Source organism: Actinoplanes sp. NPDC089786 (assembly GCF_040684855.1).
Classification (GTDB): Bacteria; Actinomycetota; Actinomycetes; order Mycobacteriales; family Micromonosporaceae; genus Actinoplanes.
The window spans coordinates 172164-185531 of the sequence record NZ_JBFBGU010000001.1 but is presented as its reverse complement, the minus strand read 5'-3'; the positions used below and the strand labels follow the sequence as shown (position 1 = coordinate 185531).

General features: G+C 69.0%; 11 protein-coding genes and 2 tRNA genes. 9 read left to right on the top strand and 4 right to left on the bottom strand.

Annotation, left to right across the window (positions count from 1 at the left end; genetic code table 11):
• Positions 1 to 25 precede the first annotated feature (25 nt).
• The 3 genes from gnd to AB0O15_RS00900 are packed head-to-tail and all read left to right on the top strand — an operon-like array spanning position 26 to position 2561.
• Positions 26 to 898 (top strand): phosphogluconate dehydrogenase (NAD(+)-dependent, decarboxylating), encoded by an 873-nt coding sequence (gene gnd / locus AB0O15_RS00910; protein WP_364312250.1) that lies wholly within the window; start codon positions 26 to 28, stop codon positions 896 to 898.
• 15 nt (positions 899 to 913) lie between these two features.
• Positions 914 to 2041 carry a DNA replication/repair protein RecF gene (recF, locus tag AB0O15_RS00905; protein WP_364312247.1) on the top strand — a complete coding sequence of 376 codons (1128 nt, stop codon included), beginning with the start codon at positions 914 to 916 and terminating at the stop codon, positions 2039 to 2041.
• Positions 2034 to 2561: a DciA family protein gene (locus AB0O15_RS00900; RefSeq protein WP_364312244.1), complete on the top strand. Its 528-nt coding sequence runs from the start codon at positions 2034 to 2036 to the stop codon at positions 2559 to 2561. Before recF ends, AB0O15_RS00900 begins: the two co-directional genes overlap by 8 nt.
• A 34-nt stretch (positions 2562 to 2595) precedes the next feature.
• Here the strand turns inward: AB0O15_RS00900 and AB0O15_RS00895 are convergent, their stop codons facing one another.
• Positions 2596 to 3162 (bottom strand): hypothetical protein, encoded by a 567-nt coding sequence (locus tag AB0O15_RS00895; RefSeq protein WP_364312242.1) that lies wholly within the window; start codon positions 3160 to 3162, stop codon positions 2596 to 2598.
• A 507-nt stretch (positions 3163 to 3669) separates the two neighbouring features.
• Between AB0O15_RS00895 and gyrB the strand changes: the two genes are divergently transcribed.
• The 6 genes from gyrB to AB0O15_RS00865 all read left to right on the top strand — a co-directional run bounded on the left by gyrB (position 3670) and on the right by AB0O15_RS00865 (position 9610).
• Complete coding sequence (gyrB, locus tag AB0O15_RS00890; RefSeq protein WP_364312239.1) at positions 3670 to 5622, top strand: DNA topoisomerase (ATP-hydrolyzing) subunit B; 1953 nt, start codon at positions 3670 to 3672, stop codon at positions 5620 to 5622.
• Between the two features lie 203 nt (positions 5623 to 5825).
• Complete coding sequence (gene gyrA, locus AB0O15_RS00885) at positions 5826 to 8291, top strand: DNA gyrase subunit A (RefSeq protein WP_364316918.1); 2466 nt, start codon at positions 5826 to 5828, stop codon at positions 8289 to 8291.
• The gene (locus tag AB0O15_RS00880) at positions 8291 to 9160 is read left to right on the top strand and encodes a DUF3566 domain-containing protein (RefSeq protein WP_364312236.1); all 870 of its coding nucleotides are present in this window, start codon (positions 8291 to 8293) and stop codon (positions 9158 to 9160) included. The genes gyrA and AB0O15_RS00880 overlap by 1 nt, the downstream gene beginning before the upstream one ends.
• An 83-nt stretch (positions 9161 to 9243) precedes the next feature.
• A tRNA-Ile gene (locus tag AB0O15_RS00875) sits at positions 9244 to 9317 on the top strand.
• Positions 9318 to 9362: 45 nt separating this feature from the next.
• Positions 9363 to 9491 carry a DLW-39 family protein gene (locus AB0O15_RS00870; RefSeq protein WP_364312233.1) on the top strand — a complete coding sequence of 43 codons (129 nt, stop codon included), beginning with the start codon at positions 9363 to 9365 and terminating at the stop codon, positions 9489 to 9491.
• A gap of 46 nt (positions 9492 to 9537) precedes the next feature.
• Positions 9538 to 9610: transfer RNA gene (locus AB0O15_RS00865), tRNA-Ala, on the top strand.
• Positions 9611 to 10316: 706 nt separating this feature from the next.
• Here AB0O15_RS00865 and AB0O15_RS00860 read toward each other — a convergent pair.
• The 3 genes from AB0O15_RS00860 to AB0O15_RS00850 are packed head-to-tail and all read right to left on the bottom strand — an operon-like array spanning position 10317 to position 13368.
• Positions 10317 to 11561 carry a BREX system ATP-binding domain-containing protein gene (locus tag AB0O15_RS00860; RefSeq protein ID WP_364312230.1) on the bottom strand — a complete coding sequence of 415 codons (1245 nt, stop codon included), beginning with the start codon at positions 11559 to 11561 and terminating at the stop codon, positions 10317 to 10319.
• Positions 11558 to 12538 carry a BREX system ATP-binding domain-containing protein gene (locus AB0O15_RS00855; RefSeq protein ID WP_364312227.1) on the bottom strand — a complete coding sequence of 327 codons (981 nt, stop codon included), beginning with the start codon at positions 12536 to 12538 and terminating at the stop codon, positions 11558 to 11560. The genes AB0O15_RS00860 and AB0O15_RS00855 overlap by 4 nt, the downstream gene beginning before the upstream one ends.
• On the bottom strand, positions 12535 to 13368 hold the full coding sequence (locus AB0O15_RS00850; RefSeq protein ID WP_364312224.1) for a hypothetical protein: 834 nt from the start codon (positions 13366 to 13368) through the stop codon (positions 12535 to 12537). The genes AB0O15_RS00855 and AB0O15_RS00850 overlap by 4 nt, the downstream gene beginning before the upstream one ends.

Genomic DNA, 13368 nt, shown 5'->3' with positions numbered 1-13368 from the left:
AGAACCACACATCTAGGGGGACACCATGCAGCTCGGCCTTGTCGGTCTCGGCCGAATGGGTGGCAACATGCGGGAGCGGATTCGGGAGGCGGGGCACGAGGTCGTCGGGTACGACCGCAACCCCGACATCGCCGACGTCGCCAGTCTCGCCGAACTGGTCGAGAAGCTTCAGGCGCCGCGGGTGGTCTGGACCATGGTCCCGGCCGGGGCGATCACCGAGGGCACCATCGACCAGCTCGCCGACCTGCTGTCGCCGGGTGACCTGATCATCGACGGCGGCAACTCCAAGTTCACCGACGACAAGCCCCGGGCCGAGCGGCTGGCGCCGAAGGGCATCCACTACATGGACGCCGGCGTCTCCGGCGGCGTCTGGGGACACAAGAACGGCTACGCCCTGATGGTCGGGGGCGAGGCGTCGAGCGTCGAGATGGCGATGCCGATCTTCGAGGCGCTCAAGCCGGCCGGCCCGTACGGTTTTGTGCACGCCGGCCCGACCGGGGCCGGTCACTACGCCAAGATGGTCCACAACGGCATCGAGTACGGCATGATGCAGGCCTTCGCCGAGGGCTACGAGCTGCTGGCGGCGTCGGAGTACGTCGACGACGTCCCCGGCATCATCAAGAGCTGGCGCGAGGGCAGCGTGGTCAAGTCCTGGCTGCTCGACCTGTTCGACCTGGCGCTCGACGGTGACCCCAAGCTGGCCCAGCTCAAGGGCTATGCCGAAGACACCGGCGAGGGCCGCTGGACGGTCGACGAGGCGGTCCGCCTGGCCGTCCCGCTGCATGTCATCGCGTCGTCGTTGTTCGCCCGCTTCGAGTCCCGTCAGCCCGATTCGCCCGCGATGAAGGCCGTCGCCGCGCTGCGCCAGCAGTTCGGTGGTCACGCGGTCGTCAGCTGACGGCGCGTCACAGGTATGCACGTTCGCCGGGTCGAGCTCACCGATTTCCGCAGCTACGAGCGGGTGGCGCTTGAGCTCGAACCCGGCGTGACCGTGCTGGTCGGCCCGAACGGGGTCGGCAAGACCAACCTGGTCGAGGCCCTGGGTTACGTGGCCACCCTGGACAGTCACCGGGTCGCCACCGATGCTCCGCTGGTCCGGGCGGGCGCCGCCGCGGCCGTGATCCGGTGCGCGATCGTCCATGACGGACGCGAGCTGCTGGTCGAGCTGGAAATCGTGCCAGGCAAGGCAAATCGGGCAAGACTCAACCGTTCTCCGGTACGCCGGGCGCGTGAGGTTCTGGGCGCGCTGCGGATGGTGCTGTTCGCCCCGGAAGACCTGGAACTGATCCGCGGCGACCCGTCCGAGCGCCGCCGCTACCTCGACGACCTGCTGGTGGCCCGCCAGCCGCGCTACGCCGGCGTCCGGGCCGACTACGACCGGGTGATCAAACAGCGCAACGCCCTGCTCCGGACGGCCTACCTGACCCGCAAGGTGGGCGGCTCGAAGGGCCAGGATCTGTCCACCCTCGCGGTCTGGGACCACCACCTGGCCCAGCACGGCGCCGAGTTGCTGGCCGGCCGGATCGAGCTGGTCACGGCGTTGTCGCCGCATGTCACGAAGGCGTACGACGCGGTCGCCGCGGGCCGGGCGGCGGCCTCCATCGCGTACGCGTCGAAGCTGGGTGAGGGGTTGTCGCCGGACCGCGCGGCGCTCGAGGAGGCGCTGCTGGCCTCGCTTGCCGAGCGGCGGACGGCCGAGATCGAACGCGGGACCACGCTGGTCGGCCCGCACCGCGACGATCTCACGCTGGCGCTGGGCGAGCTGCCGGCCAAGGGGTACGCCAGCCACGGCGAGTCGTGGTCGTTCGCGCTGGCCCTCCGGCTGGCCGCCTACGACCTGCTGCGGGCCGACGGCATCGAGCCGGTGCTGGTCCTCGACGACGTCTTCGCCGAGTTGGACGGTGGCCGGCGTGATCGGCTGGCCGCCCTGGTGTCGGATGCGGCACAGTTGATCGTCACGTGCGCGGTGCCGGAAGACGTACCGACCGCTCTGTCCGGCGCCCGCTTCGAGATCGCACCCGGGACGGTGACGCATGTCTGACCAGCCCCAGGAGCCGGAGGAGCCGAAGAAGGGCCCCGAGCTGGCCCGTGCCGTCATCGAGGCGGCGTTCGCCAAGCGGCGGGCCGCGCCGAAGAAGCAACGCCGGTACGGCGCGGCCGACCCGGAGCGGCGGCTGCGCGGCTACTCCGGTCCCGGGCCCGACCCGCGCGATCCCCAGCCCTTCGGCGCCATGCTCGACCGGCTGATGCGCCAGCGCGGGTGGGAGAAGCCGAAGGCCGAGGCGACCGTCTTCGGCGCCTGGGAGAAGGTCGTCGGCGAGGACATCGCCAAGCACTGCCGGCCGATCAAGCTGGACGACGGCGTGCTGACCGTGGAGGCCGAGTCGACGGCCTGGGCCACCCAGTTGCGGATGCTGGCCGGGAAGCTGCTCAAGAGCATCGCCGCCGAGGTCGGCCACAACATCGTGACCAGGATGAACATCCACGGTCCGACCGCGCCGTCGTGGTCCAAGGGCCCGCGGCGGGTGCAGGGCCGGGGCCCCCGCGACACCTACGGCTAGGCCGCCCGGAGCCGGGGCGGGAGGACAGCCGGGCTCAGTAGTCGGCGAAGACCGCGAAGCCCCGCTCGGCGCAGCGACGGTAGAAGCCGGCCAGAACGACCAGTTCGGTGCGGGCGAACGTCCAGTGCGGCGCGTTGCCCGACTCGTCGCGCATCGCCTCGAGCCGCGAGTCGAGCCAGCGCATCTGCTGCTCGGCCAGCCGTCCGGCCGAGATCGCCGCCCGCATCACCGCGGCCACGCTGTCGAACGTGACCAGGTCGCCGTAGTCGTGGTGACCCTCCACGAACCGTTCCAGCCCGCCGGCGATCCAGGCGCAGCCGTCCGGGTCGATCACCGGGTCTTCATCCTCGGCGGCGGCCTCAGTGGCGTACAACACACCTTGCAGTCCGAGCAGAAGATCCACCAGTTCGGTGTACGCCGTGGCGCGCACCGTGCCGGTCTTGGCGATGTGCAGCGCCAGGGCGCCGGTGGGCGCCGCGATCTCGGGCCGGTCGGCGATCTCGCCGAAGTCGACGAAGTCGGCGGGCGCGACCGGGTCGTAGTACTGGTTCGTACGCGGCCAGTGGACCGCGACGTTGTCCAGGCCCTTGTCCAGCGCCATCAGGCCCACCTCTCCAACCGTGGCCGTGGTTCCATCGCGGCGAAGATTAAAGCACCGCCGTGTGGCGTCGTGAGGCAGTGTCGCAGCGCGTGGCCGCCGGGCCCGGCAGGCGCGCGCGGGGGATCCCGTCCGTATCATTCGCCGTCGCGATGTGGTCGCGGCCCGTGTGGGGGGACGCGTGGGAGGCAGGGTCGACGGCGCTACGGCAATCTGAGGCACCCGGACGGGGTGCCGAACCCTCTATATCTCGCCTCGGCGGAGTAGAATTCCAGGAGACCGGGATACCGCCCCGCGAGTCGTCGCTGAGAGTTGTCTGACGTCACGCTACGCGGTTTTCCAGCCGATCACGATCCGCGGGTGAACCGCGGCGACCGGCGCGTTCGGTTCCACCGGTGGTCCGCCTCATCCTCGCGGGTTGTCGTCGGTGGCGCCTGCGCGTGGTTCGCCGGGGCCCCGCCAACCACGTGTCGGGGCCGTCGAGGCCGCGGCGCGAGAAAGTGGCCGAGGGTGGCAGAGAACAAGCAGGAGTACGGCGCGGATTCGATCACCGTGCTCGAGGGGCTCGAGGCGGTCCGTAAGCGTCCCGGCATGTACATCGGATCCACCGGCGAGCGCGGCCTTCACCACCTCGTCCAGGAGGTTGTGGACAACGCCGTGGACGAGGCCATGGCCGGGTTCTGCGACACGATCGACGTGGTGCTGATGGCCGACGGCGGTGTCTCGGTCACCGACAACGGCCGTGGCTTCCCGGTCGACCTCCACCCGAAGCTGAAGAAGCCCGGCGTCGAGGTCGCCCTGACCGTCCTGCACGCCGGCGGCAAGTTCGAGGGCATGGCCTACAAGGTCTCCGGCGGTCTGCACGGCGTCGGCGTCTCGGTCGTGAACGCGCTGTCCACCAGGATGTTCGTCGAGATCCACAAGTCCGGCAACGTCTACCGGCAGCACTACAACGCGTCGAAGCCCGGCCCGCTGGAGAAGGGCGAGGAGACCTCGAAGACCGGCTCCACCGTCCAGTTCTGGCCCGACCCGACGATCTTCGAGACCGTCGAGTTCGACTTCCAGACCATCTACCGGCGCCTGCAGGAGATGGCCTTCCTCAACCGGGGCCTGGCCATCAACCTGATCGACAAGCGGCCCGACCAGGTCGACGACGACGGCAAGCCGCGTCAGGTCAACTTCAAGTACGACGACGGCATCGCCGACTTCGTCCGGCACCTGAACGCCACCAAGAGCGCCATCCACAAGACGGTGATCGAGTTCATCTCGGAGGACGAGGCCGCCGGCATGGCGGTCGAGGTCGCCATGCAGTGGAACGAGTCGTACGGCGAGTCGGTCTACACCTTCGCCAACACGATCAACACGCACGAGGGCGGGACACACGAGGAGGGCTTCCGGGCCGCGCTGACCAGCCTGATCAACCGCTACGGGGCCGAGAAGAAGTTCCTCAAGGGCGACGAGAAGCTCTCCGGCGAAGACGTGCGTGAGGGTCTGGCCGCGATCATCTCGGTCAAGCTGACCAACCCGCAGTTCGAGGGTCAGACCAAGACGAAGCTCGGCAACACCGACATGAAGGGCTTCGTCCAGAAGGTCGTCAACGACCAGCTGGCCGACTGGCTGGAGCGCAACCCGGCCGACGCCAAGACGATCATCACCAAGGCGTCCCAGGCGTCCCGCGCCCGGATCGCCGCCCAGCAGGCCCGCAAGCTGGCCCGGCGCAAGTCGCTGCTGGAGTCCGGCTCGATGCCCGGCAAGCTGGCCGACTGCCAGTCGACCGACCCGACGGTGTCCGAGCTGTTCATCGTCGAGGGCGACTCGGCCGGCGGCTCGGCCAAGCAGGGCCGCAACAGCCAGATCCAGGCGATCCTGCCGATCCGCGGCAAGATCCTCAACGTGGAGAAGGCCCGGATCGACCGGGTGCTGAAGAACAACGAGGTCCAGGCGCTGATCACCGCCCTGGGCACCGGCATCCACGAAGAGTTCGACATCGCCAAGCTGCGCTACCACAAAGTGGTGCTGATGGCCGACGCGGATGTCGACGGCCAGCACATCCAGACGCTGCTGCTGACCCTGCTGTTCCGCTTCATGCGGCCGCTGGTCGAGGTCGGCCACGTCTACCTGGCGGCGCCGCCGCTGTACAAGATCAAGTGGAACGCCAAGGGCGACGACGCGCAGTACGCGTACTCGGACCGGGAGCGGGACGGCCTGATCGCGCTGCGCCAGCAGAAGAAGGCCAACGCCAAGCCGAACGACATCCAGCGGTTCAAGGGTCTGGGCGAGATGAACTTCCACGAGCTGTGGGACACCACGATGGACCCGTCGACCCGGACGCTACGCCAGGTGACGCTGGACGACGCGGCGACCGCCGACGAGCTGTTCAGCGTCCTGATGGGCGAAGACGTCGAGGCCCGGCGTTCGTTCATCCAGCGCAACGCCAAAGACGTGCGATTCCTGGACATCTGACATGCGTGAGCGGTGCCGAAACCGGTACCGCTCACCCAGGGTTATGCACAGCTTTGGCGCCAATCCACAGTGTTATCCACAGCGATATGCGTAGTCCAGACCTTAATGTCTGGTTTTACCTTCAGTAAGGGTTAACAGTGACAGACACTCCCGAGACCCCGGACGCCGCCGCCGAACAGCCCCAGGCCGAAACCGGCGCCAACCTGGCGCAGCGGGTCGAGCCGGTCGGGCTCGAGGTCGAGATGCAGCGGTCGTACCTCGACTACGCGATGAGCGTCATCGTGGGTCGCGCGCTGCCCGACGTCCGCGACGGTCTCAAGCCCGTGCACCGCAAGATCCTGTACGCGATGTACGACGCCGGCTTCCGGCCGGACCGCGGGTACGTGAAGTGTGCGCGCGTGGTCGGCGACGTGATGGGCAACTACCACCCGCACGGCGACTCGTCGATCTACGACGCCCTGGTCCGGATGGGCCAGCCGTGGTCGCTGCGCTACCCGCTGATCGACGGCAACGGCAACTTCGGCTCGGCCGGTAACGACCCGCCGGCCGCCATGCGGTACACCGAGTCGAAGCTCGCTCCGCTCGCCATGGAGATGCTGCGGGACATCGACGAGGACACCGTCGACATGCAGGACAACTACGACGGGCGCACCAAGGAACCGACGATCCTGCCCGCCCGGTTCCCGAACCTGCTGGTCAACGGCTCCGAGGGCATCGCGGTCGGGATGGCCACCAAGATCCCGCCGCACAACCTGCGCGAGGTCGCGGCGGCCGTGCAGTGGTACCTGGAGAACCCGGAGGCCGACGAGGCCACGACGCTCGAAGCGGCGCTGGAGTTCGTCAAGGGTCCCGACTTCCCCACCCGGGGTCTGATCGTCGGGCAGCAGGCGATCCAGGACGCCTACCGCACCGGTCGCGGCTCGATCCGGATGCGCGCGGTGGTCGAGGTCGAGGAAGACGCGCGCGGGCGTCCGGCGCTGATCGTGACCGAGCTGCCGTACCAGGTGAATCCGGACAATCTTGCCGAGCGGGTGGCGGAACTCGTCAAGGAGGGCAAGCTCACCGGGATCGCCGACATCCGGGACGAGAGCTCCGGGCGTACCGGTATGAGGTTGATCCTGGTCCTGAAGCGCGACGCGGTCGCCAAGGTCGTGCTGAACAACCTGTACAAGCACACCCAGCTGCAGGAGACCTTCGGCGCGAACATGCTCGCGCTGGTCGACGGCGTGCCGCGGACGCTGAACCTGGCCCAGTTCATCCGTTACTACGTCGACCACCAGATCGAGGTCATCCGCCGGCGCACCGCGTACCGCCTGCGTAAGGCCGAGGAGCGCGCGCACATCCTGCGCGGCCTGGTCAAGGCGCTGGACGCGCTCGACGAGGTGATCGCCCTGATCCGGCGCTCGCCCACCGTCGACGAGGCCCGCGGCGGCCTGATCGCGCTGCTCGACATCGACGAGATCCAGGCCACCGCGATCCTGGACATGCAGCTGCGCCGGCTGGCCGCCCTCGAGCGCCAGAAGATCATCGACGAGCTTGCCAAGATCGAGATCGAGATCGCCGACCTCAAGGACATCCTGGCCAAGCCGGAGCGGCAGCGGGCCATCGTCCGGGAGGAATTGGGGGAGATCGTCGCGAAGTACGGAGATGACCGGAAGACGCAGATCATCCCGTTCGATGGCGAGGTCTCCATGGAGGACCTCATCGCTCGCGAGGACGTTGTGGTGACGATCACACGTACCGGTTACGCAAAGCGCACCAAGGTCGACATGTATCGGTCACAGCACCGTGGTGGCAAGGGTGTGAGCGGCGCCTCGCTGCGGCAGGACGACATCGTCAGCCACTTCTTCGTGATCAGCACACATGCGTGGATTCTGTTCTTCACGAACAAGGGCCGGGTGTACCGGGCGAAGGCCTACGAGCTCCCCGAGGCGAACCGGGTGGCCAAGGGTCAGCACGTCGCCAACCTTCTGGCGTTCCTGCCCGACGAGCACATCGCCCAGGTCATCCAAATCCCGAATTACCAGGTAGAGCCCTACCTTGTGCTCGCCACCAAGAATGGTCTGGTGAAGAAGACCCGGTTGGAGGAATTTGACTCCAACCGCAGCGGTGGCATCATCGCCATCAACCTGCGGGAGGATGACGAGTTGGTGGGCGCCGCGCTGGCCGCGCCGGGGAACGATCTGCTACTGGTGTCGAAGAAGGCACAGGCCATTCGGTTCAACGCCACGGACGAGGCGCTGCGGCCGATGGGGCGGGCGACCTCCGGTGTGATCGGCATGCGCTTCGGTGACAACGACGAACTCCTCGCGATGGAGGTGGTTCGTGATGGCATGGACGTTTTGGTCGCCACCAACGGCGGGTATGCCAAGCGAACGCCGATCGAGGAGTACCCAGTTCAGGGACGGGGTGGCAAGGGTGTGCTGACGGCCAAGATCACGGAGCGCCGTGGCGGCCTGGTCGGTGCGCTCGTGATCGACCCGGAAGATGAGCTGTTTGCCATCACCAGCAATGGTGGTGTCATCCGGACTCCCGTGAAGCCTGTACGGCGTACGCGGGATCGGAACACAATGGGGGTCAAACTGATGGACCTCCCAGAAGGTGTAACCATCGTGGCGCTTGCTCGTAATGCCGACGAGGCGGACGAGCCTGACGAACAGGACAGTTGATGACGGAGACAACGGCGAAGTCGGGGAGCTCGGGGACCTCGACGTCACCGGCTGACCAGGCGTCCGGCAACAAGGGCGCTGATCAGGCCGGACGCGAGGCCGCCGGGCGGGATTCCGCCGGCCGCGCGTCGGTGCCCGCCGACAGCTCGTCGTCCGCCCCGAAGTTCACCCGGGCTCCCGGCATGGCCCCGCCGCCCAGCGACCCGGGCTCCGGCGCCAAGGACGAGGGGATGCGTCCGGGTGGCCCCGGCGCGGCGAAGGGATCCGCGACTGTGCCGATCGTCACTAAGAGTGGTGCGTCCGGTGGGGGAGGCGGCGGCCAGCCCGCCGCACCGACCGGACGGTCCAGCGTCGTGCCCCAGTCGGCGCCGCCGCGTCCCGGCAGCGCCCCGACCTCCGGCAAGCCGGCCGCGCCTCAGGGCGCGGCCGCGGTCGGCGCGGCCCGGGTCTCCGAGACCGTCCGGGCGGCCCGTCAGACGGTCGCCTCCGCGGCCGCCCGCGGCCCGCGCCGGGCCCGGCTGAACCTCAAGCGCATCGACCCCTGGTCGGTCATGAAGTTCTCGTTCGCCGTGTCCGTCGTGCTGTTCATCGTGGTCGTCGTGGCCACCTCGGTGCTCTACCTCGCCCTCGACGCGATGGGCGTGTGGACCACGGTCAACTCCAGCCTCGGCGACCTGGTCAACGCCAGCGGCGGTGCCGCCAACGGCGGCTTCCGGGTCACCGCCTGGGGCGTCATCGGCACCTCGATGCTGGTCGGCGCGGTCAACGTGGTGCTCTTCACCGCGCTGGCCACCCTCGGCGCGTTCATCTACAACGTCTGCGCCGACCTCGTCGGCGGCGTCGAGCTCACCCTCGCCGAGCGCGACTGACGCACCCGACCTCGGGGGCAGCCGAAGTGCTGCCCCCGATTTTGGGTGGCGCGGCGCGATACGCTAACCTTCGGTGTCGTTGCGGGGCTATAGCTCAGTCGGTTAGAGCGCAGAGCTGATAACTCTGAGGTCGATGGTTCGATTCCATCTAGCCCCACCGTCAACTCCCTCTCAGGCAGTCGCAGATCGCAAGGAGACAGCCATGCTGAAGAAGCTCCTGATCGTCGCCGGCGTCGTCGGCGTCGCGGCTCTGGTCTTCAAGCGGGTCAAGGCGTCCAACGACGAGCGTGCCCTGTGGCACGAGGCCACCACGACGCCCGACCTGCGCTGAGGTCAATTCGGACGGTCTTGGCTCGTCGCTGAGGCCGGCCGGCCCGGGGGCCATAGCTCAACTGGCAGAGCACTGCCTTTGCAAGGCAGGGGTTCGGGGTTCGAGTCCCCGTGGCTCCACCCGAAACGGATATCCAAACGGAGGGGTCGCGAACGGGTGGCCCCGCTCCGGGGTTCGGATATCCGCAGGTCAAGGATGCCGTTGCCTGATCGGTGTCCCGGTCGACCGGTTCGTTGCGGCCGGTCGCGTCGATATCCCGATCCCGGATGGTGATCTCTGTGCCTGGCGCAGTGGTCATCGACGGTCGGGTGGGACAGTCCCGGGGGTCTGCGCGCCGGTTGGCTGCGGGACTGGATCGGGACGACAGCGCCCAGCGGCAGCTCATCGGTCCCGCCACGGAGCAAGATGTCGCGCGAGGCTGGACTTGCCGGCGACGGCGCAGGCGCAGGCGTTCAGCCCGGGAGTCGCGGTCGGTGCGGGATCACACCCGTGACGCGAGTGGTGCATTCGGTGTGGTGCACTGGGGTGTGCCGAAGAGTCGTGGTCGCCCGGCCGGCGGGGAGGGCGAAGCGCCCGCAGCGTCCCGTGCGTGAGCTGAAAGAACGTGCGCCTACGCAACCGTGAGGCGGGCAGCCGACTCGGCCGCCGTCGCGAATCGCCGGACCACCCGATCCAGGTCGCGGTTCGCGCGGTGTCGCCGGCCGGCTACCGAAACGCGGCGTGGACCGCATCGGCGATGCGTCGGCGGCCGGCCTCAGGGTTCCCGACGAGCCCGGCGGCCGGATACGAGGAACGGGGTCGGCTTTGCTTAGACCGGCTGGCGGGCTAATCAGCGGTTGTGCGTTCCAGGTCCGGGTCTTCGCGGTAGTCGCTCGGCAGGTCGACCATCTCGGTCTCCGGCTGGTACTCGGGGTCGAGCCGCACCAGGTCCCACTCGTTGATCCAGGCTCGCACGTACTGGCGCATCCGGGTGGCGCCGAGGCGCTCGAGGCCGGCCACGTCCGGCGGTTGCCAGTCGAAGGCGGCGCCGTGCAGTTCGCGTACGCGGCCGTACGCATGTTTGAGCTCGAGATCGTCCGGCGGGGTGAGCAGATGCGTCTCCCGGTCGATAATCCGCATGCCGGCCTGTGCCGCAGCGGCCAACGCGGTCGCCTCCGGGGTGTCCTTCGCCCTCAGTTTCGCCGGTATCAGCTCGCGGTCGTTGCGGCCAGTGATGACGGCGGCCTCGAAATCGTCGGTCATCGCGAACACCGCAGCGATGGGAGCCGCGCCGCCGTGCTCGCCGCGCATCCAGCGGGCCAACTCCGCGTAGGACTTCGCCCGCTGCTGCAGCGAGTACCGTCCGATGAGCTCGACCTCGTCGAAGAGAATCACCCAGGCGGGCGAACCGGCGGCGCTGAGCAACCGGGACGCGAACCGCAGGCGTTGCCGGCCCAGCTCGGCCGCTGCTACCGGTGGCAGGGTCGGCCGTTGTTCGCCCAGGTCACGCAGGCGTCGACGCAGTTCGGGTACGGGTATCGGGTCGCCGGACCAGAACCGAAGGATCATGTCGGCGAACACGGCATCCCGGTCGCGGACGTGCGCGAACAACGCGAGGGTGGCCGGAAACCGTTCGTTGAGCTCGGCACCGCTCGACGAGGCCCACCGTAGCAATTCGGCGTACGCCCGGCCGTCGGGGTCCACCGCGGCGGCCGCCTCGATGATCGCCGGGCGTGCCTGGCCGGTCCGCTCCGCGGAGTCGGCGGCGGCGCGGAACACCTTGGCCGGGTCGTGCAGCGGGGTCTCCTTGCTGATGACGACCCGGCTGACCGTGCAGCCGGCGTCGAGCGCGAGCCGGGCCAGGTGCTCGAGCAGGTGACTCTTGCCGGACCCGAATCCGCCGCCGAGCAGGAGGCCACCCGCCGTGCCGCCCGCGGCGGCCTCGCGAAGCGCGACGACTCGGTCCTCGATCGCCGACTGTCCGCTCCCCAGTGCGGCGACGGCGTCGCGGCTGGGAACTCCGGCCCGCAGCGCTTCGATAGCCCGGCGCCGCGACACCCGCGTGGCCAGGTCGTGATCCGTGTCAGTCATGCGGTGCCCTCCTCCGGTCGGCCACCGATCCGGACCAACGTGGCGTACGGGTTGGCCCGCCGCCGGTCGCGAACCTCGTCAATGACCCGCAACTGCAGTGCGGTGTACGCCGGCAGCCCGCGGACATCGTCCTGGATCAGCGTGGTCGGCAGCGTGGCCGCCACGAAGAGCCCGTCGAACTCGTCCGTCGCGTCGATCAACTGACGCACCATCTCGTACGCGTCCAGCGTCGCCGCCTTCGAGTAGTAGTGCCCGTCGCGCAGGCCGGGCGGCGGTCGCCGGACCACGGCGAGCCGATCGAGATCGAGGTGCAGGACCAGGCCACGGCGCCCGGCGAGCCGCAACCACCGGGTCAGCGACACCAGCAGCGGCCGGGCATTGTGCCGGGCCACCTTGGCCTGCAACGACACCCTGCGCAGCGCGGCCGCGGGCAGGCGTTCGCCGCACAGCCAGCCGACAACGGTCTCGCGCTCGTCGAGACTGACGTCGCCGCGGCCGAGACGCTCCTGGCACAGCCGCAGCATGGCGACCCGGAACTCGTGACTGAGCTCGGTGTCCCGTAGCACGATCTGCTCCAGCGCCCGGCGCACGCTGCGATACAACTCCGCGGCGTCCACGTCGTGGTGCCGAGCGATCGCGCCCAGGTCGATGTCGGCGTCGTCGTCGGGCGCCGGGAAGGCGGCACGCTCCAACGCGGACCGCACCACCGCAGCGGCCAGCACCACCCAGTCCAGTTGGCGGGCGATCGCCGTGAAGAGCTGGTCGACCAGGTGGATGCGGGTGTCCGCGGCATCCACGGTGACGACCGCGAACCCCCCGCCGAACTCGTTGAGTCCGCTGGTCAGCTGCGCGCGGGCAGCGTCGTCACCGATGGCCAGCAGTTTGACGGCCGCGCCACCGCCGTCGATGTAACCGGTGAGGTACTCGCGGTTGAGGAAGTCGACGTACTCGCCGGCGCCGATGGCGGTCTCCGTCATGGTTGCTCCGCCTCGGCGACCGTGAACGACACTCCCCAGTACCGTTGCTGCTGGCCACTGGGCGCGACGGTGACCAGGGTGCCCGCTCCCTTGGTGCCGGTGCTCGCCGACCACCGCAGGCTTCGCGGGCTCCTGGGCGTGCTGGTGACCCCGCTGCGATCGAGCAGATACAGGTCTCGGGCGAACTCCTGTTTGCTGTACTGCGCTCGCTGGCCGGGCAACATGGTGAGGACCGCCCAGATGTCGAGCAGCCGCACCACGCCGTCCGGCCGCTTGCCCTCGCCGGCGGCGAGCAGCTCGTACGCGGACCGCAGGCTGTCGAGGAAGGCCTCCGCCTTGAAGCGCACGTCCCGCTCCTGAGCCCGCGCCAGCGCCGCGACCAGGACGGAAGGGCGCAACCGGCGCTCACGTACCTTGTCGATCTCGATGGCGGCATCCGTCGGCAGCACCTTCAACAACGATGGATAGCACAGCAGGAGGCTGTCCTCCTCCACGATGGTCACGCCTTGCGCCTCGGCCGCGGCGAGCAGTTCCTTGACGTACGCGCCGGAGGCCAGGTATTCCTGCTCGTCGAGGTCGAGGCCGCCGCCCAGCGCCTCGGTGTCGGCGGCGAGCGCGGCGGCCGTCGTTCCGGCCGCGGCCAGCGCCTTGCGAAGATCGCGGATCTGTCCGGTACGGGCAGCGGCGAGGGCCTTCTTCAGCTCACGGACGGTCCCGTTCGCCCCACGGAGGGCCGCATCAATGTCCCGCTCGGCCGTACTCAGCATCGCCTCGAACGACGACGCCCCGGGCGACCCCTCGACGTCCGGGGCGGATGTTCCTGTGGTCAT

Coding starts and splice junctions, on each gene's coding strand:
- AB0O15_RS00880 (WP_364312236.1), top strand. CDS start 8,291: ATGACGGAGACAACGGCGAAGTCGGGGAGCTCGGGGACCTCGACGTCA.
- AB0O15_RS00860 (WP_364312230.1), bottom strand. CDS start 11,561: ATGACTGACACGGATCACGACCTGGCCACGCGGGTGTCGCGGCGCCGG.
- AB0O15_RS00900 (WP_364312244.1), top strand. CDS start 2,034: ATGTCTGACCAGCCCCAGGAGCCGGAGGAGCCGAAGAAGGGCCCCGAG.
- AB0O15_RS00895 (WP_364312242.1), bottom strand. CDS start 3,162: ATGGCGCTGGACAAGGGCCTGGACAACGTCGCGGTCCACTGGCCGCGT.
- AB0O15_RS00850 (WP_364312224.1), bottom strand. CDS start 13,368: ATGACCACAGGAACATCCGCCCCGGACGTCGAGGGGTCGCCCGGGGCG.
- AB0O15_RS00855 (WP_364312227.1), bottom strand. CDS start 12,538: ATGACGGAGACCGCCATCGGCGCCGGCGAGTACGTCGACTTCCTCAAC.
- AB0O15_RS00870 (WP_364312233.1), top strand. CDS start 9,363: ATGCTGAAGAAGCTCCTGATCGTCGCCGGCGTCGTCGGCGTCGCGGCT.
- gnd (WP_364312250.1), top strand. CDS start 26: ATGCAGCTCGGCCTTGTCGGTCTCGGCCGAATGGGTGGCAACATGCGG.
- recF (WP_364312247.1), top strand. CDS start 914: ATGCACGTTCGCCGGGTCGAGCTCACCGATTTCCGCAGCTACGAGCGG.